Raw genomic sequence first — 20310 nt, 5'->3', positions numbered from 1 at the left:
CGGCCAGCGCGTCGAAATCGGCGTCCGGCTCGGCGTAGGCGGCATAAACCTCGTCCAGGCGCTTCTTGGCCGTGACGACGGCGCCCAGGCCCTCTTCCACCGACTGGCGCACCGTGTGCTCGGGGTTGAGCTGCGGTTCCTGCGGCAGGTAGCCGATGTTCAGGCCCGGCATGGGAATGGCTTCGCCTTCGATTTCCTTATCGACGCCGGCCATGATCTTCAGCAGCGTCGACTTGCCCGAGCCGTTCAGGCCCAGCACGCCGATCTTGGCGCCAGGAAAAAACGAAAGCGAAATGTCGCGCAGGATCTGCCGCTTGGGCGGCACGATCTTGCCGACGCGGTTCATGGTGTAGACGTATTGGGCCATGGGCTCGTATATAGGAGATATAGCTGATGAATCGTCGATTGTAGGCCGGAACCCTGACCCGCGTATGTCCACCGCCAAATGGCCGGCCCGCGCCGCGGAACCGCCCCTTCAGGCGGCCTTGGGCCGCGCCGCCCGGCCGCCGGCGCGCATCTGCGCCAGCATCACGCCGGCCAGCGCCATCGCCCCGCCGACGATGTGGAACAGATGGGGTTTTTCATCCAGGAACACGGCCGCGATCGCCACCGTGGCTACCGGCATGAGGTTGAGGAAAATGCTGGCGCGGTTGGGGCCCAGGTGCTTGACGCCCTGCATCCACAGGAAGGGCGCGAACAGCGACGGGAACACCGCCGCATACAGCACCAGCGGCAGGTTGTCGCCGTTGAGCGGCGAAGGCGGCGCCATCAGGAAAGCCGGCAGCTGGAACAGCACGCCGAAAGCCACCTGCACATACAGCGACTGCCACGGCCCCACCGGCAATGCCCAGCGGCGCAGCAGCACGCCGTACAGCGCATAGGCCAACGCGCCCACACCCATCAGCAGGTCGCCGCGGTTGGCGCCCACTTCCAGCAGCCGGGCGGGATCGCCCTCGCCGATCAGCAGGGCCAGGCCCGCCAGCGACAGCAGGCCGCCCAGCATGGCCATGACCGAGGGCAGTTCGCGCAGCAGCAGCGCCACCACCGCGATGGTCATCAATGGAATCATCGCCGTGATGATGCCCATATTGGTCGCGGTGGTGCTGGCGGCCGCCACATAGGCCAGGCCCTGGTACAGGGCCATGCCCAAGCCCCCCAGCACCGCCAGTTTGGGCAGGTGGGGCAGGATCTGGCGGCGCTGCGCCCAGACGCCCGGCAGCACGAACGGCGTCAGCACCACGCCGGCCAGGGCCCAGCGGTAGAAACCGATGGCGGCCGGCGCGATGGCGCTGGCCGCCATCTTGGTGACGATCATGTTGACCGACCAGATCAGGGCCGCCAGCAGCGGATAAAGCAGATAACGGGCGGGAACATGGGGAGAAGAAGCACGGGTCATGAGGGGCAATGCACAGGCGTAGATGAGACAGGGCCAGTGTAGGATCTGTCCGACCTGATGTATATAATGAAAAACAGACAAAACCAGACGAAGTTCCGACATGCCCGGCATCGATACCGCGCCTGCCCTGGCCAGCCACCTGCCCTATCCGCTGGCCTGCCGCATCCTGCATTTCACGCCGAACTCGCGCATGAAGCGCCACAGCTCGCCCTGGGCGGAACTGAACTTCGCGATCTCCGGCATCATGGAAATCGGCATCCGCGGCGTCACCTACCTGTCGCCGCCGCAGTACGCCATCTGGATTCCACCGCATGTCGAGCACTGCTGCCAGAACGAAGGCGAGGTGCACTACGCCTGCATCGACATCCCGGCCGCGGCCTGCGCCGGCCTGCCTGCGGAACCGTGCACGCTCGAGATCAGCCCGGTCATGCGCGCGATCCTGGCCGACTTCGAACGGCGCGGCATCAGCTATCCGGATACGCCGGAAGACCGGCGCATGGCGCAGATCGTCATCGACCAGGCGCGCCAGGCGCGGGCTTACGCCAGCTACCTGCCGTCCACCTCCGATCCTTTGCTGGCGCCCATCCTGTCGGCGCTGCAACACAGTCCCGGCGACAAGCGCGGCGCCGCGCACTGGGCCGCCACGGCGGGCATTACCGAACGCACGCTGCTGCGCCATTGCCAACTGCACCTGGGCATGTCGTTCAATGAATGGCGTCTGCGGCTGCGCGTGGTCAGCGCCCTGGGCATGCTGGATGCCGGCCGGCCGGTCCAGTCCGTGGCGCGCGAGCTCGGCTACAGCACGCCCTCGGCCTTCATCGCCATGTTCCAGCGGCTCACCGGCGAGTCGCCGGACAACGCGCGCAGGCGCAGCCAGGGCGGCGCCCCCGCGCCATGACCCCGGAGAACCGCGTAATCCAAGCGCCTGATGCAAGACGCGGCCGATCGCGAGACAATACGGCTGTAGCCAGGGTCTGCCAGCAGGCCCGTATCTTGCCGTGCCGTCGCGGCTTCATCGCGCCCAGGAACCTCTTCATGTCTGCCTCCGCCACTCCCCCCGCCTCCTTGACCCACTTCAGCGCCGCTGAACTGGACATGCTGGCCAAGACCGCCGACGCGCTGAGCGCGTACCTGGGCAAGCCCGTGCTGGCCGAAGTGGTGCTGGGCGATGACGGCACCGAATGGGTGACCTATGGCGTGCCCATGGATGAAAACGCCAAGCCCGACGAGGACCAGACCCACGTGCAGCTGGGCGGCGCCGGCGCCCGCCTGCTGGGCAACCGCGGCGGCCTGCCCCAGTCCGACGACGACACCTACGACTGCCTCTATCTCTGGGCCATCGAGATCTCGCTGAACGAGGGCGAGCGCTTCATCAAACTGGACCACGACGGCGAAGAATCGGCCTGGTCCGACAGTCTGGAAGACGTGCTGCCGTTCGCCCTGTCGGAAGAACCCGTGCCGGAAGATCCGGACGCGGAGGACGACGAAGACGACGAGGACGAAGCGGACGAGGACGATGAGGATGATGCGGACGGCCACGGCCACGATCATCCTCACGACCACAACCACCGCCACTGAGCCAGCGCCGGACGGCGGGTTGCGGCCGGCATGGCCGCGCAACCGCGCCGTCCGCGGGTCAGACCGAGATCCGCCCTTCCTGCACGGCGTGGCAGGCCACCACCGACACTCCCGCAGCCATCGCCACCGGCGCCTCGGACTTGCAGCGCTCGTTCGCATGCGGGCAGCGCGGATGAAAGGTGCAGCCCGACGGCGGGTTCAGCGGATTGGGCACCTCGCCCGCCACCGCGGTGCGCGGCTTGCCCGCGCCATTGATGTCGGGAATGGCCTCCAGCAGCATGCGCGTGTACGGATGCCGCGGCCGCGCGAACAGCTCGTCGCGCGGCGCCACCTCCACCATGCGGCCCAGGTACATCACCCCCACCCGGTCGGCCACGTGGTGCACCACCGCCAGGTTGTGGGAAATGAACAGATAGGTCAGCCCCAGGTTGCGCTGCAGATCCTTCATCAGGTTCAGCACCTGCGCCTGCACCGACACGTCCAGCGCCGAGGTCGGCTCGTCGCACACCAGGAATTCCGGATTCACCGCCAACGCCCGCGCGATCGAGATGCGCTGGCGCTGGCCGCCTGAAAACTGGTGCGGATAACGGCCTTGGTCGGCCGGGTCCAGGCCCACCTGCTTGAGCAGCTCGCCCACGCGCGCGCTGCGCTCGTCAGGCGTCATGGCGGTATGGGTCAGCATGGGTTCGGCGATGATGCGGCCCACGCGCCAGCGCGGATTCAGGCTGGCATAGGGATCCTGGAAGATCATCTGCAGGCGCTTGCGCAAGGCGCGGCCGCCCGGCTCCGACATGCGCGACAGCGGTTGGCCGTCAAAGCGGATATCGCCGCGGGTCAGACCGTACAGCCCCACCAGCATGCGCGCCACGGTCGACTTGCCGCAGCCCGATTCGCCCACCAGCGCCAGCGTTTCGCCGCGCGCGATCTCGAACGACACCCCATCGACGGCGCGCAGCATCACGCGCGGCTTGCCCGCCAGCTTGCGTTCCAGCCACGGCGGCGACACATCGAACCAGCGCGCGGCGTCCTTTACTTCCACCAAGGGCGTCGTCATGCGGCCACCTTATCGTTGTTGTCGTGCAGCCAACAGGCCGCGCGGGACGTGCCGGCCGCCATCAGCTCCGGACGCTCCACGCCGCAGCGCGGCAGGCGCTGGCCGCAGCGCGGATTGAAGGCGCAGCCTGGCGGAATGGCGTTCAGGCGCGGCATGCTGCCGTCGATCTGCACCAGCCGTTCGGAATGCCCTTCCAGCGACGGAATCGATCCCATCAGCCCCGTCGTGTAGGGATGGCGCGGCTTGTGAATCACGTCGGCCACCGGGCCGATCTCGGCCACGCGGCCCGCGTACATCACCGCGACGCGGTCGGCGGTCTCGGCGATCACGCCCATGTCGTGCGTGATCAGCATCACCGCCGTACCATTTTCGCGGCACAGGCGCTTGAGCAGTTCGATGATCTGCGCCTGGATCGACACGTCCAGCGCGGTCGTGGGCTCGTCCGCCACCACCAGCTTGGGTTCGGCCGCCAGGGCCAGCGCGATCACCACGCGCTGGCGCATGCCGCCGGAAAACTGGTGCGGGTAATGGTCGATGCGTTCCCGCGCGGCCGGAATGCCAGTCGATGCCAGCAGCTCCACCGCCCGTTCGCGCGCCTGGGACCAGCTCAAGTCCAGGTGCGTCACGATGGTTTCCGCCAATTGCCGGCCCACCGTGTACAGCGGGTTCAGCGAGGTCAGCGGATCCTGGAACACTGCCCCGATCTCGCGGCCGCGCACGCGGCGCATCTGCTCGTCGGGGAGGTTGTCGATGCGGCGGCCCGCCAGCAGGATCTCGCCCGCGGCGATGCGCCCCGGCGGCTCCAGGAGGCCGATGATGGATGCGCCGGTCAAGGATTTGCCGGCGCCGGATTCGCCCACTACGCCCAGGACTTCGCCAGCCTGGATGGAAAAGGACACGTCGTCCAGGGCGCGCAGCGTGCCGCGGCGCGTGGGGAATTCCACGCGCAGATTGCGGACTTCTAGAAGTGCGCTCATGTAAACCTCAATTCAGCCGGGGGTTGAGCGCATCGCGCAGCCAGTCGCCTAGCAAGTTGACCGACAGCACCAGCAGCACCAACGCCGCGCCGGGGAAGATGGTGATCCACCATTCCCCTGAAAACAGGAAGTCGTTGCCGATGCGGATCAGCGTGCCCAGCGACGGCGCGGTCGGCGGTACGCCTACGCCCAGGAACGACAGCGTGGCTTCCGTGATGATGGCCGTGGCCAGATGCACCGTGGCCAGCACCAGCACCGGACCCAGCACATTGGGCAACACGTGGCGGAACATGATGACGGGCGAGGCCACGCCGATCACGCGCGCCGCCTGCACGTATTCGCGGTTCTTCTCCACCAGGGTGGAGCCGCGTACCGTGCGCGCATACTGCGGCCAGCCCGCCAGCGCGATCGCGCCGATCAGCACCGGGAAGGCGATCAGCTCGTGCAGATCGCGCGGCACCGCCGCCCGCGCCACGCCGTCGATCAGCAGCGCGATCAGAATGGCGGGGAACGACAGCTGCACATCGGCGATACGCATGATGAAGGCGTCGATGCGCCCGCCCGCGTAGCCCGAGATCAGCCCCAGCACGATGCCGATCACCATGGACAGCAGCACCGAGGCCAGGCCGATCAGCAGCGACACGCGCGTGCCGTACAGAATGGCCGAGTACAGGTCGCGGCCCTGGCTGTCGGTGCCCAGCAGATAGGTGGGCAGGCCATTGGCCTCCCAGGCGGGCGGCAGCAAGGCGTCCAGCAGTTCCACCTTGGTCAGGTCGAACGGGTTGTGCGGCGCCACCCAACCGGCCCCGAAGGAGCCGATCAGCAGGAGCGCCAGCATCACGGTGGCGACGATGGCCACGGGCGCCCGGCGCCAGGCCCAGGCGATGTCGCTGTCCCACCAGCGTTTGAGTACGGCGCGCATCAGTGAGCCCCCCCGCCGCGGGTCAGCCCGGAACGCAGGCGCGGGTCCACGACAAAATACAAAAGATCGACGATCAGGTTGATCACCACGAACACCAGCGCAATCAGGCACAGGTAGGCCGCCATGACCGGCACGTCGGCGAATTGCACCGCCTGGATGAACAGCAGGCCCATGCCCGGCCACTGGAACACGGTTTCCGTGACGATGGCAAAGGCGATGATGCCGCCCAGCTGCAGGCCGGTGATGGTGATGACCGGCACCATGGTGTTCTTCAGCGCGTGGCCGAAGTGGATGGCGCGGCGCTTCAGGCCGCGGGCGCGGGCGAACTTGATGTAGTCCGAACGCAGCACCTCCAGCATCTCCGAACGCACCAGGCGCAGCACCAGGGTCATCTGGAACAGCGACAGGGTGATGGACGGCAGGATGAGATGCTTCCAGCCCGTGGCGGTGAACAGGCCCGAGGACCACCAGCCCACGCTCACGGTGTCGCCCCGCCCGTAGCTGGGCAGCCAGCCCAGTTGCACGGAGAACACCAGGATCAGCAGGATGCCGATCAGGAAGGTAGGCAGCGACACGCCCAGCAGCGAACCGGCCAGCAGCAGCTGGGACAGCAGGCTGTTGCGCTTGAGCGCCGTGTACACGCCCAACGGCACGCCCACCAGCAGCGCCAGCAAGGCGGCCACCATGGACAGTTCCAGCGTGGCCGGCAGGCGGGATTTCAGCAGGGTGGAAACGGGTTCGCTCTGACGCAGGGATATGCCGAAATTGCCCTGCAGGGCGTTGACCACGAAATGGCCGAATTGGACGATGGCGGGCTCGTTCAGCCCCAGGCGCTCACGTAGTTCGATGCGTTCGGCATCGGTGGCGTCCTGCCCCAGCATGATGGTGACAGGGTCGCCGACGTATTGAAAAAGCACAAAGGCCAGTAGCGCGACGGTGAGCATCACCGCTACGGCCTGCAACAGGCGACGCAGTATGAAAGCAAACATAGGCGGAAAAGGCGTAACAGCGAAAACCCGTCGGCCTGTTCACCATGAACAGGCCGACGGGCTGCGCCGTTTGATTAGCCTGGATCAGTCAACCTTGACCCAATCGGCAACGAGGCGATTGTCGGCACGGTGGATGACCGTGACGTTCTTGCGCATGGCCCAGGGAATGACCTGGTCGTGCAGCGGGATGTGGCCGAAGTCCTTGGCGTGCCCTTGCAGCACGGTGATGATGTCGGCATCGCGCTTGGCCGGATCGGTTTCCGTCTTGATCCGGTCGATGATGACGTCCAGTTCCTTGTTGCTGTAGTTGCCCAGGTTGTACATGCCGTCAGCGCCCTCGCCCTTGGTGCGGATCAGGTTCTGCAGCGTGTACATGGCGTCGAACGTGGGCACGCCCCAGCCGAACAGGTAGGCGCTGGTGTCGAACGACTGCACCTTGGGGAAATAGGTGGAACGCGGCATGGCGTTCATGGTGGCCTTGACGCCGACCTTGGCCCACATGCCGACGACCGCCTGACAGATGGCTTCGTCGTTGATGTAGCGGTTGTTCGGGCAGTCCAGCGTGAAGTTCAGCGTGCCGTCGTAGCCGGCTTCCTTCAGCAGGGCGCGGGACTTTTCCGGATCGTAAGGCACGCGCGCTTGCAGCTGCTGGGCCCAACCGTGCACCTGCGGCGCGATCATCGTGCCGGTGGGCGCGGACAGGCCGCGCATCACGGCGCGCTTGATGGCGTCCACGTCGATGGCGCGGTACAGCGCCTCGCGCACGCGGATGTCCTGGAACGGGTTCTTGCCCTTGATGTTGGAGTACTGGAGTTCCGGACGCTTCTGGTCCAGGCCCAGGTAGATGGTGCGGTACTCGTTGCCTTCCACGACCTTGGCCGACTGGCGCAGGCGGTCCAGGTCCTGGGCGGCGGGATCCAGCACGAAGTCGATTTCGCCCGACAGCAGCGCCGCGGTGCGCGTGGCGTTCTGCTTGATCGGCGTGAACACGACCTCGGTCACGTTGCCGACCTTGCCGCCCTTGTTCCACCAGTCCTTGTTTTCCTCGAACACCGTGCGCACGTCCACTTCGCGCGACTTCAGCTTGTAGGGGCCGGTGCCGTTGGTATTGCGCGCGGCGTAGGTCTCTTCCTTGTTGACGTAGTCCTGCGGCTTGGCGACGTTGTTCTTTTCCGACCAGGCCTTGTTCATGATGAACACGTTGGTCAGCTGGCGCAGCAGCACCGGATTGGGCGCCGAGGTTTCGATCTCGACCGTCAGGTCGTCGATCTTGCGCGCTTCCTTGATGCCGGTGGTGTAGGCCTTGTAGTTCGAGGTGGGCGCCATGGCGCGGTGGATCGAGAACACCACGTCGTCGGCGGTGAAGGCGGCGCCGTCGTGGAACTTCACGCCGGGGCGCAGCTTGAAGCGGTACAGCGTGGGCGAAACCTGCTCCCATTCCGTCGCCAGGCGCGGGTTGACCTTGAAGGACTTGTCGTAGTCCACCAGCGGTTCGTAGACATAGCTGTTAGCGGCGATGGTCATGCCTTCGTTCTGCGAGTGCGGATCGAAGGTGAGGATGTCGCCCTGGGCGGCCCAGCGGAAGGTCTTGGCCTGCCCGATCGTGGGCACGGCAACGGCGGCGGCGATCGCGATAGCAATCAAAGTGCGGCGCATAGGTTCAACTCCTGACTGTAGTCTGAATACCGGCGCGATATTGCCTAGCCGCAAGACCTCCGTCAATTGAGGGTTTATGCGTACCGTAGACGGTTTTCACAGAGGGAGAACCAATAGGGGACACATAAGCTTGTAACAAAATAATCGAAGTAAACAGTGTTGGGCATGCGGCCCGCCCCTGTCCCCCGTCTATTCCTCGTCCGGCGCCGACAATTCCAGCGGCACGTGCTCGGTCATCAGCACTTCCAGCATGTCGATCAGCATCGCGGCCTTTTCCTCGCCGAACGGGGCGAGCACGGCCTTCTGGTGCTGCAAGGCCTGTTCGCACAGCGCGGCGATCAGGTTGGTGCCCTTGGTCGTGATGCAGACCCGGGTCTGGCGCCGGTCCGCCCGCACGCCCGTGCGCGCCACCAGCCCTTCGGCCTCCATGCGCTGCACCACCTTGCTCAAGGTGGGCTGCTTGGTAATCGCCAGCACCGCCAGCGTGCCTATGGTTTCACCGGGACTGCCCTCCAGGCTGGCCAGCACCCGCCATTCGGTCACCGACAGGCCGGCCGCCTTTACCTGGAGATGGAATTCCGCCGAAATGCGCTGGCTGGCCTGCGCCAGCAGATAGGCCAGATAGCCATCGACGAAGCGACCTTTGTGCGCCGCCGCGTCCGTGTCCCGCTGCTTGTCCAACCGCATGTTGCTTTGCTCCCACGCACCGGAAACCAGGGCCGACGCGGCCCGACGAAATGCGCATTGCACCACGCTGGCGCAAACGCGCGCCATGATGTGTCGCAATGCTGTTGCGCAGCACAGGGTATACCCGGAATCGCAACCCGTTTTTGCACCACTACAGCGCCGGAACAGCGCTGCAAACTAGAGAACAACGAGTATATACGTCATTGTTTTAGCGTGATATTTTTTGTTTTCCATGAAATTTCATCTTTTTTATTGACAGCTAAAACGTTGACTCCTAAAGTATTTTTAAGACGAGATTTCCCTGACGTGACGATGCTGCAAAGCAGCAACCATTGAGGACCCGCAGGCCGGGCCGCGAAGGAGTGCCAGATGGCTGAAAGGTCTTTCAAGAAAGAAGTCCAGCAGTTGCGCATCGGCGCGGGCGAAGAGTTCCGCGGAGAAGGCATTCTTGCGGTCACCAAGGCCTTGCTGCAGTCCGGCGTGGGCTACGTCGCGGGCTATCAGGGTTCGCCGATCTCGCATCTGATGGACGTGCTGGCCGACGCCAACGACATCCTCCAGGAACTGGGCGTGCACTTCGAGGCCAGCGCCTCCGAAGCCACCGCGGCGGCCACGCTGGCCGCCTCGGTCATGTATCCGATCCGCGGCGCGGTCACCTGGAAGTCCACCGTGGGCACCAACGTCGCGTCCGACGCGCTGGCCAACCTGGCTTCCGGCGGCGTCACCGGCGGCTCGCTGGTCATCGTGGGCGAGGATTACGGCGAAGGTTCTTCCATCATGCAGGAACGCTCGCACGCGTTCGCCATGAAGTCGCAGATCTGGCTGCTGGATCCGCGCCCCAATCTGGAAAGCATGGTCAAGGCGGTGGAAGACGGCTTCGAACTGTCCGAAGCCAGCAAGACGCCCGTGATGCTGCAGCTGCGCATCCGCGGCTGCCACGTGCACGGCCGCTTCATCGCCAAGGAAAACAAGCGTCCCGCCTTCTCGCTGGCGCAGGCGCTGGAAAGCCCGGCGCGCGACACCAGCCGCATCGTGCTGCCGCCTGCGTCCTTCCTGCATGAGCAGGAAAAGATCAAGGAACGCTGGCCCGCCGCCATCCGCTACATCAAGGAGCACAAGCTCAACGAGCACTTCGACGGCGACCAGGACGATATCGGACTGATCCTGCAAGGCGGCCTCTACAACGGCGTCATCCGCGCCTTGCAACTGCTGGGCCTGGCCGACAATTTCGGCAACAGCCGCATCCCGCTGTACGTCATGAACGTGACGTACCCGGTGATCGAGGACGAGGTCATCGATTTCTGCCGCGGCAAGCGCGCCGTGCTGCTGCTGGAAGAAGGCCAGCCGGACTACATCGAACAGAACCTGCACACCGTGCTGCGCCGCGCCGGCATCGACACCAAGCTGTCCGGCAAGGACGTGCTGCCGATGGCGGGCGAATACACCACCCAGGTCATGCGCGACGGCCTGCGCGAATTCCTCAAGCGGCAGCGCCCGGAATCGCTGCAGACGCACCCCGCCGCCGCCGCCGACGCCCAGGCCACGGCAAGCCAGCTCCAGATCACCGAAGTGGCGCGGCCCAAGCCCGCGCGTCCGGCCGAGCAGCCCATCACTTTCCACAAGCACGTCGAAGGCCTGGCGGCCGTGGTGCCGCCGCGGCCCGCGGGCTTCTGTACGGGCTGTCCGGAAAGGCCGATCTTCTCGGCCCTGACCCTGGCGCAGGAAACGCTGGGCCAGCACCACATTTCCTGCGACATCGGCTGCCACCTGTTCTCGATCCTGCCGCCGTTCAACCTGGGCGCCACCACCATGGGCTACGGCCTGGGCGCCTCCAGCGCGGCGGCCTTCAACGTGCCGGCCGCCAAGCGCCCCATCTCCATCATGGGCGACGGCGGCTTCTGGCATAACGGACTGTCCTCCGGCATCGGCAACGCGGTATTCAACAAGTACGACGGCGTCATCGTCATCGTCGACAACTTCTACGCCTCGGCCACGGGCGGGCAGGACATCCTGTCCTCGCGCGCCGAAAATCCGGACCGCTCCACCAACAACCCCATCGACCAGGCCGTGCGCGGCGTGGGCGTGAAGTGGGTGCGCACGCTGGACCGCACCTATGACGTGGCCAAGGTGCGCGCCACCATCGAAGAGGCGCTGACCACCGACATCAAGGGTCCCAAGGTCATCATCGCGCAATCGGAATGCATGCTGAACAAGCAGCGCCGCATCAAGCCGCTGTTCAACAAGGCGGTGAAGGAAGGCAAGCGGGTGGTGAAGGAACGCTTCGGCGTGGACCCCGACGTCTGCACCGGCGACCACGCCTGCATCCGCCTGTCGGGCTGTCCGTCGTTGACGGTCAAGGACAGCGGCGACCCCTTGAAGGAAGATCCGGTGGCGCACGTGGAAAGCAGCTGCGTGGGCTGCGGCAACTGCGGCGAAGTCGCCCATGCCGCGGTGCTCTGCCCGTCCTTCTACCGCGCCGACATCGTCCACAACCCGACCGGCCGCGACCGTTTCCTGGCGCGCATGCGCACCGCCGTCATCGGCTTCCTGCAACGGCGCCGCGCCGCGCGCCTGGCCCACCACGCCCTCTGAGGATTCCAGTTCCATGAACCCGGCCGCTATGCAACAAGCCAATCCGATCAAGATCGCCATCCTGGCCATGGGCGGCCAGGGCGGCGGCGTGCTGGCCGACTGGATCGTCGACATGGCCGAGCACGCCGGCTGGTGGGCCCAGACCACCTCGGTGCCGGGCGTGGCCCAGCGCACCGGCGCCACCATCTACTACCTGGAACTGCTGCCCGAAGCCGAAGTGCAGCGCGCCGGACGGCAACCCGCGCTGGCGCTGATGCCCACCCCGGGCGACGTCGACCTGGTGGTCGCCGCAGAACTGATGGAAGGCGGCCGCGCCATCCAGCGCGGACTGGTCACGCCGGAACGCACCGTGCTGCTGACTTCTTCGCACCGCAGCTACGCCGTCAGCGAAAAATCCGCGCCCGGCAACGGCATCGCCGATCCCAACAAGGTGCTGGAAGCGGGCCGCGCCGCGGCCAAACGCTTCCTCTGCTTCGACCTGCAGGACCTGGCCGACCGCGCCGGCAGCGTCATCAGCGCCAGCCTGTTCGGCGCGGTGGCCGGCAGCGGCGCCCTGCCCTTCTCGCGCGACGACTTCGAAGCCACGGTGCGGCGCGCCGGCCTGGGCGTGGAAGCCAGCCTGCGCGCCTTCGCGCTGGGCTACGAGTCCGCCGACCAGGCGCCCGCGCAGCCGGCTCCCATCGATCTGGCGCGGCCGGTGCCGACCGTGCCGGAACGCGCCGCCAGCCCCAAGACGCAGGCCCTGCTGGACACGATCAAGCGCGACTTTCCCGCCTGTGCGCAGCCCATGCTGGCCGCGGGCACGCGCCGCCAGATCGAATTCCAGGACCTGGCCTATGCCGCCGAGTACCTGCGCCACATGAAGGCCATCCGCGACCTGGACGCCGCGCATGGCGGCGAGGCCCGGCAATGGGCGCTGACCTGTGCCGCCGCGCGCTACGTGGCCACGGCCATGGCCTACGACGACGTGATCCGCGTCGCCGACCTGAAGACCCGCGCCACGCGTTTCGACCGCGTGCGCCAGGAAGTCGGCGCGCGCCCGGACCAGCTGGTCTACACCACGGAATTCATGCACCCGCGCCTGGAAGAAATCTGCGGCACGTTGCCGGCGGGCCTGGGCCGCTGGCTCGAAGGCTCCAAGGCCTTCGGCGGCTTCGTCGAACGCCGCCTGGGCCACGGCCGCCGCATGCAGAGCGGCACGCTGGGCGGATTCCTGATGCTTTACACCCTGGCGGGCATGCGGCGCTTCCGCCGCAGCACGCTGCGCCATCAGACCGAGGCCGCCGGCCTCACGCAATGGCTGGACCTGATCGCCCGCCTGGCCCCGCGCGACTACGCGCTGGCCGTCGAAACCGTCAATTGCCGCCGCCTGGTCAAGGGCTATAGCGACACCCACGTGCGCGGCGGCGGCAAGTACCGCCAGCTGATCGCCGCGGCGGAACAACTGGCCGGCCGGCCCGACGCCGCCGAGACGCTGCGTTCGCTGCGCGAAACCGCGCTGGCCAACGAAAAATGCGGCCCCATGGAACGCCAGCTGGCTGAAAAGCTGGCGGCCTGAGACAAGCAAAGATAGGGACAAACGCCGTGCAGACACTGAAACTCATCGTCCGGGAAGTCCGGCAGGAATCGCCGCTGATCCGCTCGTTCCGGCTGGCGCGCGAGGACGCCGGCCCCCTGCCCGCCTTCGGACCGGGCGCGCACCTGAAGGTGACGGTGCCGGGCCTGCGCGAGCCGCGCTGCTATTCGCTGGTGCAGTTGGCGCCGGAAGCCGGCAAGTTCGCCCAGCCCGCGGAATACCGGCTCGGCGTGCGCCTGGAGGAAACCAGCCAGGGCGGCTCGCGCCACATGCATGCGCTGGCCGAGGGCGACACGCTCACGGTCGAAGGCCCGAAGAACGATTTCCCGCTGCACGAATCGCCTGCCGGCGACGAACCCGTGGTGCTGATCGCGGGCGGCATCGGCATCACGCCGGTGGCCTCCATGGCCGCCGCGCTCAAGGCCGCGGGCCGCGCCTTCCATTTGCATTACTGCGGCCGCAGCAAGGACCAGCTGGCCTTCCTGCCCGAACTGCAGGCCCTGGCCGGCGATGACCTGAGCCTGCACGCCGACGACGATCCTTCCTGCCGCTTCGACCTGCAGGCTCTGCTGGCCGCGTCATCGCCGCGCCAGCACCTGTACGTCTGCGGCCCCAAGGGCCTGATCGACGCGGTCATCCAGGGCGCGCACGCGCGCCACTGGCCCGACGCCCATATCCATTTCGAACTCTTCGCCACCGCCGCGCCGCAGGCCGGCGACCAGCCCTTCGAAGTCGAGCTGCGCCAGTCCGGCCGGGTGCTGACCATCCCCGCCGACAAGACCATCATCGACGTCATGGAAGAAGAAGGCTGCGACCCGATGTACGACTGCAAGCGCGGCGAATGCGGCGTCTGCCAGGCCACCGTGCTGGAAGGCGAACCCGACCACCGCGACTACTACCTCTCGGACACCGAGAAGGCCAGCGGCAAGATCATCCAGATCTGCATCTCGCGCGCGAAATCGGCGCGCCTGGTGCTGGACCTGTAGCCCCGACGCAAGGAAGCGCCATCATGGCCAAATACCGCGACAACCCCGACGCCATCCGCGCCCTGCTGCGCGACACCGAGGTGCACAAGGACCTGTTCATCGACCAGGAGCTGTTCGAGCTGGAGATGGAGCGCCTGTACGCCAACACCTGGGTCTACGTCGGCCACGACAGCCAGGTTCCCAATCCGGGCGACTACATCACCACCACGGTGGGCAACCAGCCGGTGGTGATGGTGCGCCACAGCGACCGCACGGTGCGGGTGCTGCACAACCGCTGCCCGCACAAGGGCACCATGGTGGCGGGCGACGCCTGCGGCAACACCGGCAAGTTCTTCCGCTGCCCCTATCACGCCTGGACCTTCAAGACCGACGGCAGCCTGCTGTCCATCCCCCTGAAGAAGGGCTACGAGAACACCGGCCTGGAAAACTGCGAAGCGAGCCAGGGCATGGCCGCCGTGAAGGACGTGAAGAACCATCGCGGCTTCGTGTTCTGCCGCCTGAACCCGGAAGGCCAGTCCTTCGAGGACTTCTTCGGCGAGTCCCTGTCCACCCTGGACAACATGGTGGACCGCTCGCCCGAAGGCCGGCTGGAAGTCGCCGGCGGCGTGCTGCGCTACATGCACCGCTGCAACTGGAAGATGCTGGTCGACAACCAGACCGACACCTGCCACCCGATGGTGGCGCACGAGTCCTCGGCAGGCACCGCCGTGAAGGTCTGGGAACAGGCGCCGGAAGGCACGCCCAAACCCATGGCCGTCGAGTTGTTCGCGCCCTTCATCTCGCCTTACGAGTTCTTCGAGAACATGGGCATCCGCGTGTGGGAGAACGGCCACGGCCATACCGGCGTGTCGGACTCCATCCATGCCTCGTATTCCGGCATTCCGGGCTACTGGGACTCCATGGTGGCGGCCTACGGCGAGGACCGCGCCAAGCAGATCCTGGGCGACGTGCGCCACAACACCGTGTATTTCCCCAACATCATGGTCAAGGGCCCGATCCAGACGCTGCGCGTGTTCAAGCCGATCGCCGCCGACCGCACGTTGGTGGAGTCCTGGACCTTCCGCCTGGTGGGCGCGCCCGACCTGCTGCTGGAGCGCACGCTCATGTACAACCGCCTCATCAACGCGCCGACCTCGGTGGTCGGGCACGACGACCTGGAAATGTACGAGCGCGCCCAGGACGGCCTGCAATCGCGGGCGCGGGACTGGGTCAACGTGGGCCGGCTGTACTCGCCCGACGAGGTCGGCCAGAAGAACGTCGCCACCAATGGCACCAATGAATGGCAGATGCGCAACCAGTACCGCGCATGGGGCCGCTACATGACCGGAGCGGAGTCGGTATGAGCGCAAGCGACCGCGAGTTGATCGATTTTGTCTACGCCGAGGCGCGCATGCTGGACGAGCTGCGCTTCGAGGACTGGCTGAACCTGTACACCGAAGACGGCTATTACTGGATGCCGCTGGCCCATGGCCAGACCGATCCCAAGCTGCACGCCTCGCTCATGTACGAAGACAAGCTGCTGCTGCGCGTGCGCGTCGAGCGCCTGGCCGGCCAGCGCACGTTCTCGCAACAGCCCAAGAGCCGCTGCCATCACTTGCTGCAGGCGCCCATGGTGGAACACGGCCATCCCGATGCCGCCCCCGCCGAAGGCCGCCACGTGGTGCGCACCGCCTTTCATTACGTCGAGACGCGGCAGGACGCGCAGACGCTGTACGCGGGCTGGGCCACCCACCATCTGGTGGAGCGGGACGGCGCGCTGCGCATCCGGCTCAAGCGCGTGGACCTCGTCAACTGCGACGCGGCCTTCGGCAATATCCAATTGTTCATGTAGGAGCGGCTTGTGAGCACCACGGTCCATCAGGCATTCCGCGACACCGCGGCCCGCTACGGCGCCCAGCCCTTCCTGTGCATCCTGCCGGAAACGGCGCAGGCCTACGGCATCGCCGCGGGCGAACTGAGCTACGCCCATGCCGCCGAGGCCATCGAAGCCCTGCGCACGGCCTATGCCCGCGCCGGCTACGGCCATGGCCACCGCGCCGGCCTGCTGCTGGAAAACCGCCCTGCCTTCTTCCTGCACTGGTTCGCGCTGAACGCGTTGGGCGTGTCGGTGGTGCCCATCAACCCCGACCTGCGCGCAGCGGAACTGGAATACCTGACGGGCCACTCCGAGATCGCGCTGGCCGTGGCGCTGCCCGAGCGCCACGCCGACCTGCTGGCCGCCGCAACGCGCGCCGGCCGCGAACTGCGCGTGATGGGTCCCGACGATGCCCCTCCCGCCGCACCGTTCGCCGCGCCGCTGGCGGGCCGCGAGCCCGATGTCCTGACCGAATGCGCCCTGCTCTACACGTCCGGCACTACCGGGCGGCCCAAGGGTTGCATCCTGCCCAACCGCTATTTCCTGCACGCCGGAGGCTGGTACGCCCGCATCGGCGGCTTGTGCGAGCTGCGCCCGGGACAGGAACGCATGCTGACGCCGCTGCCCCTGGTCCACATGAACGCCATGGCGTATTCGGCCATGGCCATGCTGCTGACCGGCGGCTGCCTGATCCCGCTGGACCGCTTCCACCCGAAGACTTGGTGGGACAGCGTGCGCGACTCGGGCGCGACGGTGCTGCACTACCTGGGCATCATGCCCGCCATCCTGATGAAGGCCGAACCTTCGGCCCGCGACAAGCAGCCTGCCATCCGCTTCGGCTTCGGCGCGGGCGTGGACCGCAAGCTGCACCAGCCGTTTGAAGAGCGCTTCGGCTTTCCGCTGCTGGAAGCCTGGGCCATGACAGAGACGGGCGCGGGCGCCGTCATCATCGCCAACCATGAGCCGCGCCACATCGGCAGCAGCTGCTTCGGCCGCGAGGAAGACGACGTGCTGGTGCGCATCGTCGCCGACTCCGGCTTGGAAGCCGCCGCCGGCGAACCGGGCGAACTGCTGGTGCGCCACGCCGGCGACGACCCGCGCTACGGCTTCTTCGCCGGCTACCTCAAGGACGAGGACGCGACCTCCCAGGCCTGGGAAGACGGCTGGTTCCATACCGGCGACATCGTGCGCCGCGACGCCGATGGCGCGCTGCGCTTCGTGGACCGCAAGAAGAACGTGATCCGCCGCAGCGGCGAGAACATCTCCGCCGTGGAAGTGGAAAGCGTGCTGCTGCAGCATCCGCTGGTGAAGGCCGTGGCGGTCGCCGCCGTGCCCGACGCGGTGCGCGGCGACGAAGTGCTGGCCTGCGTGGTGCCCGAGAGCCTGCCGGCCGAGGGCGCCGCAATGGCCGAGGCCGCGCGCAGCATCGTGCAATGGAGCCTGGAACAACTGGCCTATTACAAGGCCCCCGGCTACGTCGCCTTCGTCGACAGCCTGCCGCTGACCACCACCAACAAGATCCAGCGCGGCGAAATGAAAGCCCTGGCGCCCACGCTGCCCGGCACGGCCCGCTGCGTGGACACCGGCCACATGAAGAAACGCCAGGAGCCCGCGCGATGAGCCGCCTGGGCTATGACGGCGTGGTGGCGGCTCTGCCCGTCACGATTCCGTACGAACGCTATTCCACCCATGCCGCCCACTGGTGGCTGGGGCGGGCGCTGGGCGCGCTGATCCGCCAGGCCGGCATCGCCAAGACCGAGGTGGACGGACTGTGCGTGTCCAGCTTCACGCTGGCCCCCGACACTGCCGTCGGCCTGGTGCAGCACCTGGGCATGAGCCCGCGTTGGCTGGACCACATCCCCATGGGCGGCGCCAGCGGCGTGGCCGCCTTGCGCCGCGCGGCCCGCGCCGTGCAGGCGGGCGACGCCAGCATCGTCGCCTGCATCGCCGGCGACACCAACCACGTGGACTCGTTCCGCAACACGGTCAGCCAGTTCTCGCGCTTCGCGCAGGACGCCGTCTATCCCTATGGCGCGGGCGGACCCAACGCCAGCTTCGCGCTGCTGACCGCCAACTACATGCGCACGACCGGCGCCACCCGCGAGGACTTCGGCAAGCTGTGCGTGGCGCAGCGCGACAACGCCCTGCGCTATCCGCACGCGCTGATGAAAAAGCCGCTGACGCTGGCCCAGTACCTGGACGCCCGCGTCATCACCGACCCGATACACCTGTTCGATTGCGTGATGCCTTGCGCCGGCGCCGACGGCTTCCTGGTCATGAGCGAAGACCGGGCGCGCGCGCTGAACCTGCCCTACGCCCGCATCCTGTCGACCATCGAACGCCACAACGCCTGGATCGAGGACCCGATCCAGACCCGCGGCGGCTGGACCGTGGACCTGGACGAGCTCTATGGCCAGGCTGGCGTTCAGCCCGGCGACATGGATTTCCTGCAGGCTTACGACGACTACCCCGTCATCAACCTGATGCAGATCGAAGACCTGGGCTTCTGCCCCAAAGGCGAGGCGCCGGACTTCGTGCGCCGCCACAGCTTCACCGTGGACGGCAGCTTTCCCTTCAACACCAATGGCGGCCAGCTGTCGGTAGGCCAGGCCGGCGCGGCCGGCGGCTATCTGGGCATGGTCGAGGCGCTGCGCCAGTTGAGCGGCACGGCCGGCGGCACGCAGGTAGCCGACGCCCGCCTCGGCATGGTGAGCGGCTTCGGCATGATCAATTACGACCGCGGGCTGTGCACCGCCGCGGCCATCCTGGGGAGCCACGCATGACCGAACCCTTGGCCAAGCCGCCCCGCAAGAATCCGATCGCCCGCACCCGCCAGCCGACGCTGCCGCCGGGCTGGCGCAGCCGCAGCGCGCTGGGGCTGACCGCCGCCGCCGCCGAGGGCCGCTTCGACCTGCAGACCTGCGCCGACTGCGGCGCGGTCCAGTACCCGCCCCGCGAGGTCTGCGGCCAATGCCTGTCCGAGCATCTGCCCTGGCGTCCGGCCGATCCCAGCGGCGTGCTGCTGGTCAGCACCACCCTGCATCACAGCAACGACCTGTATTTCCGCGAACGCCTGCCCTGGCGCGTGGGCACGGTGCGCATGACGGCCGGCCCCTCGGTGGTGGCGCACGTGCACCAGGACTGCGCCGACGGCGACCGCGTGCGCCTGGCGCTGAAGCTGGACCGCAGCGGCCAGGCCGTGATGATCGCCCTGCCTGAAAGGAATACGCCCAACATGGAAGACGACAAGACCCTGCGCGAAACCTCGTGCGATCCGAAGTTCCGCCGCGCGCTCGTCACCGACGGCAAGTCGGCGGTGGGCCAGGCGGTGGCACGCGCCCTGCTGGACGCCGGCTGCCCGACCGTGTTCCTGGGCGACCCGCAGGCCTGGAAGCGCGACGCCGCCTACGACGCGCTGGCGGCCGACCCGCGCGTGCAGGCGGTGGTGCTGGACGTGACCGATACCGATGCGGTCGAACGCGTCGCCGCCTCCATCGGCGGCAAGGTCGAGATCCTGGTGAATACCGCCGACCTGGAACGCGAAGGCGGGCTGCTGAACCGCAAGGACGTGAATACGGCGCGCGACGCCATGGATGTGAACGTGCTGGGGCTGATGCGGCTGGCGCAAAGCTTCGGCCCGGCCCTGTGCGGACGCGCCGCGGACGGCGTGAACAGCGCCACGGCCTGGGTCAACGTGCTGTCGATCTACGCCCACATGAACCTGCCGTCGCGCGGCATGTGGTCGGCGTCCAAGGCGGCCGCGCTGTCCCTGACGCAATGCCTGCGCGCCGAGATGCGCGGCGCGGGCGTGCGGGTGGTGAACGTGTTCCCCGGGCCGGTGGATCACGAATGGGAGCAGCGCACGCCGCCCCCGCGCGTGGCGCCCGCGGCGATCGCCACCGCCATCGTGCGCGCGTTGAAGGATGGCATCGAGGACGTCTATGTCGGCGATGTCGCGCAGGAATTCCGCGCCCGGCTGGCGGAGAACCCCAAGGGACTGGAACGGGAACTGGGAGCCTGACGGCCCGCCGCCCCGACAACG

Annotated in this window: 18 protein-coding genes; 10 read left to right on the top strand and 8 right to left on the bottom strand. The window is 67.2% G+C overall.

The window, feature by feature from the left end; translation table 11 throughout:
- Window positions 1-367 (bottom strand): ATP-binding cassette domain-containing protein (locus N5C88_RS29525; protein ID WP_280016761.1); only part of this gene is annotated, 367 nt, incomplete at its 3' end.
- Window positions 368-475: 108 nt separating this feature from the next.
- On the bottom strand, window positions 476-1396 hold the full coding sequence (locus N5C88_RS29520; RefSeq protein ID WP_251877765.1) for a DMT family transporter: 921 nt from the start codon (window positions 1394-1396) through the stop codon (window positions 476-478).
- Between the two features lie 100 nt (window positions 1397-1496).
- Here N5C88_RS29520 and N5C88_RS29515 point away from each other — a divergent pair, with 100 nt between their 5' ends.
- Window positions 1497-2294: a helix-turn-helix transcriptional regulator gene (locus N5C88_RS29515; protein ID WP_251877767.1), complete on the top strand. Its 798-nt coding sequence runs from the start codon at window positions 1497-1499 to the stop codon at window positions 2292-2294.
- Window positions 2295-2431: 137 nt separating this feature from the next.
- Window positions 2432-2974, top strand: coding sequence for a hypothetical protein (locus N5C88_RS29510; protein ID WP_059371608.1), 543 nt, complete (start codon window positions 2432-2434; stop codon window positions 2972-2974).
- 58 nt (window positions 2975-3032) lie between these two features.
- On the opposite strand, the gene N5C88_RS29505 is transcribed toward N5C88_RS29510, so the two are convergent.
- The 6 genes from N5C88_RS29505 to N5C88_RS29480 all read right to left on the bottom strand — a co-directional run bounded on the left by N5C88_RS29505 (window position 3033) and on the right by N5C88_RS29480 (window position 9259).
- Window positions 3033-4028: an oligopeptide/dipeptide ABC transporter ATP-binding protein gene (locus N5C88_RS29505; RefSeq protein WP_118932369.1), complete on the bottom strand. Its 996-nt coding sequence runs from the start codon at window positions 4026-4028 to the stop codon at window positions 3033-3035.
- The gene (locus tag N5C88_RS29500; RefSeq protein WP_059371606.1) at window positions 4025-5005 is read right to left on the bottom strand and encodes an ABC transporter ATP-binding protein; all 981 of its coding nucleotides are present in this window, start codon (window positions 5003-5005) and stop codon (window positions 4025-4027) included. The genes N5C88_RS29505 and N5C88_RS29500 overlap by 4 nt, the downstream gene beginning before the upstream one ends.
- 7 nt (window positions 5006-5012) lie before the next feature.
- Window positions 5013-5927, bottom strand: coding sequence for an ABC transporter permease (locus N5C88_RS29495; protein WP_059371605.1), 915 nt, complete (start codon window positions 5925-5927; stop codon window positions 5013-5015).
- Window positions 5927-6916, bottom strand: coding sequence for an ABC transporter permease (locus tag N5C88_RS29490; RefSeq protein WP_280016760.1), 990 nt, complete (start codon window positions 6914-6916; stop codon window positions 5927-5929). Before N5C88_RS29490 ends, N5C88_RS29495 begins: the two co-directional genes overlap by 1 nt.
- Window positions 6917-7000: 84 nt before the next feature.
- Window positions 7001-8572, bottom strand: coding sequence for an ABC transporter substrate-binding protein (locus tag N5C88_RS29485; protein ID WP_059371603.1), 1572 nt, complete (start codon window positions 8570-8572; stop codon window positions 7001-7003).
- Between the two features lie 189 nt (window positions 8573-8761).
- Window positions 8762-9259, bottom strand: coding sequence for a MarR family winged helix-turn-helix transcriptional regulator (locus tag N5C88_RS29480; protein ID WP_054457381.1), 498 nt, complete (start codon window positions 9257-9259; stop codon window positions 8762-8764).
- A 369-nt stretch (window positions 9260-9628) separates the two neighbouring features.
- Between N5C88_RS29480 and N5C88_RS29475 the strand changes: the two genes are divergently transcribed.
- Genes N5C88_RS29475 through N5C88_RS29440 form a run of 8 tightly spaced genes read left to right on the top strand, consistent with a single transcriptional unit; the run spans window position 9629 to window position 20289 of the window.
- On the top strand, window positions 9629-11851 hold the full coding sequence (locus N5C88_RS29475; RefSeq protein WP_280016759.1) for an indolepyruvate ferredoxin oxidoreductase subunit alpha: 2223 nt from the start codon (window positions 9629-9631) through the stop codon (window positions 11849-11851).
- Between the two features lie 13 nt (window positions 11852-11864).
- A complete protein-coding gene (locus N5C88_RS29470) occupies window positions 11865-13409 on the top strand; it encodes an indolepyruvate oxidoreductase subunit beta family protein (protein ID WP_280016758.1) in 1545 nt (514 codons plus the stop codon).
- A gap of 26 nt (window positions 13410-13435) precedes the next feature.
- Window positions 13436-14413 carry a PDR/VanB family oxidoreductase gene (locus tag N5C88_RS29465; RefSeq protein ID WP_059371600.1) on the top strand — a complete coding sequence of 326 codons (978 nt, stop codon included), beginning with the start codon at window positions 13436-13438 and terminating at the stop codon, window positions 14411-14413.
- A gap of 23 nt (window positions 14414-14436) precedes the next feature.
- Window positions 14437-15756 (top strand): aromatic ring-hydroxylating dioxygenase subunit alpha, encoded by a 1320-nt coding sequence (locus tag N5C88_RS29460; RefSeq protein ID WP_059371599.1) that lies wholly within the window; start codon window positions 14437-14439, stop codon window positions 15754-15756.
- Window positions 15753-16244 (top strand): aromatic-ring-hydroxylating dioxygenase subunit beta, encoded by a 492-nt coding sequence (locus tag N5C88_RS29455; protein ID WP_118932372.1) that lies wholly within the window; start codon window positions 15753-15755, stop codon window positions 16242-16244. Before N5C88_RS29460 ends, N5C88_RS29455 begins: the two co-directional genes overlap by 4 nt.
- 9 nt (window positions 16245-16253) lie before the next feature.
- Window positions 16254-17888: an AMP-binding protein gene (locus N5C88_RS29450; RefSeq protein WP_280016757.1), complete on the top strand. Its 1635-nt coding sequence runs from the start codon at window positions 16254-16256 to the stop codon at window positions 17886-17888.
- The gene (locus N5C88_RS29445) at window positions 17885-19051 is read left to right on the top strand and encodes a thiolase family protein (RefSeq protein WP_059371596.1); all 1167 of its coding nucleotides are present in this window, start codon (window positions 17885-17887) and stop codon (window positions 19049-19051) included. The genes N5C88_RS29450 and N5C88_RS29445 overlap by 4 nt, the downstream gene beginning before the upstream one ends.
- On the top strand, window positions 19048-20289 hold the full coding sequence (locus N5C88_RS29440; RefSeq protein ID WP_280016756.1) for an SDR family NAD(P)-dependent oxidoreductase: 1242 nt from the start codon (window positions 19048-19050) through the stop codon (window positions 20287-20289). Before N5C88_RS29445 ends, N5C88_RS29440 begins: the two co-directional genes overlap by 4 nt.
- Window positions 20290-20310 lie beyond the last annotated feature (21 nt).

It is taken from the genome of Achromobacter sp. GD03932, from assembly GCF_029839485.1.
Taxonomy (GTDB): Bacteria; Pseudomonadota; Gammaproteobacteria; order Burkholderiales; family Burkholderiaceae_B; genus Achromobacter; species Achromobacter bronchisepticus_A.
The sequence above is the reverse complement of the archived record's forward strand: the minus strand, read 5'-3'. Positions and strand labels throughout refer to the sequence as shown.

Bases quoted from the DNA above. Each gene is read 5' to 3' on its own strand.
- N5C88_RS29520 (WP_251877765.1), bottom strand. From the start codon at position 1,396: ATGACCCGTGCTTCTTCTCCCCATGTTCCCGCCCGTTATCTGCTTTAT.
- N5C88_RS29515 (WP_251877767.1), top strand. From the start codon at position 1,497: ATGCCCGGCATCGATACCGCGCCTGCCCTGGCCAGCCACCTGCCCTAT.
- N5C88_RS29510 (WP_059371608.1), top strand. From the start codon at position 2,432: ATGTCTGCCTCCGCCACTCCCCCCGCCTCCTTGACCCACTTCAGCGCC.
- N5C88_RS29505 (WP_118932369.1), bottom strand. From the start codon at position 4,028: ATGACGACGCCCTTGGTGGAAGTAAAGGACGCCGCGCGCTGGTTCGAT.
- N5C88_RS29500 (WP_059371606.1), bottom strand. From the start codon at position 5,005: ATGAGCGCACTTCTAGAAGTCCGCAATCTGCGCGTGGAATTCCCCACG.
- N5C88_RS29495 (WP_059371605.1), bottom strand. From the start codon at position 5,927: ATGCGCGCCGTACTCAAACGCTGGTGGGACAGCGACATCGCCTGGGCC.
- N5C88_RS29490 (WP_280016760.1), bottom strand. From the start codon at position 6,916: ATGTTTGCTTTCATACTGCGTCGCCTGTTGCAGGCCGTAGCGGTGATG.
- N5C88_RS29485 (WP_059371603.1), bottom strand. From the start codon at position 8,572: ATGCGCCGCACTTTGATTGCTATCGCGATCGCCGCCGCCGTTGCCGTG.
- N5C88_RS29480 (WP_054457381.1), bottom strand. From the start codon at position 9,259: ATGCGGTTGGACAAGCAGCGGGACACGGACGCGGCGGCGCACAAAGGT.
- N5C88_RS29475 (WP_280016759.1), top strand. From the start codon at position 9,629: ATGGCTGAAAGGTCTTTCAAGAAAGAAGTCCAGCAGTTGCGCATCGGC.
- N5C88_RS29470 (WP_280016758.1), top strand. From the start codon at position 11,865: ATGAACCCGGCCGCTATGCAACAAGCCAATCCGATCAAGATCGCCATC.
- N5C88_RS29460 (WP_059371599.1), top strand. From the start codon at position 14,437: ATGGCCAAATACCGCGACAACCCCGACGCCATCCGCGCCCTGCTGCGC.
- N5C88_RS29455 (WP_118932372.1), top strand. From the start codon at position 15,753: ATGAGCGCAAGCGACCGCGAGTTGATCGATTTTGTCTACGCCGAGGCG.
- N5C88_RS29445 (WP_059371596.1), top strand. From the start codon at position 17,885: ATGAGCCGCCTGGGCTATGACGGCGTGGTGGCGGCTCTGCCCGTCACG.
- N5C88_RS29440 (WP_280016756.1), top strand. From the start codon at position 19,048: ATGACCGAACCCTTGGCCAAGCCGCCCCGCAAGAATCCGATCGCCCGC.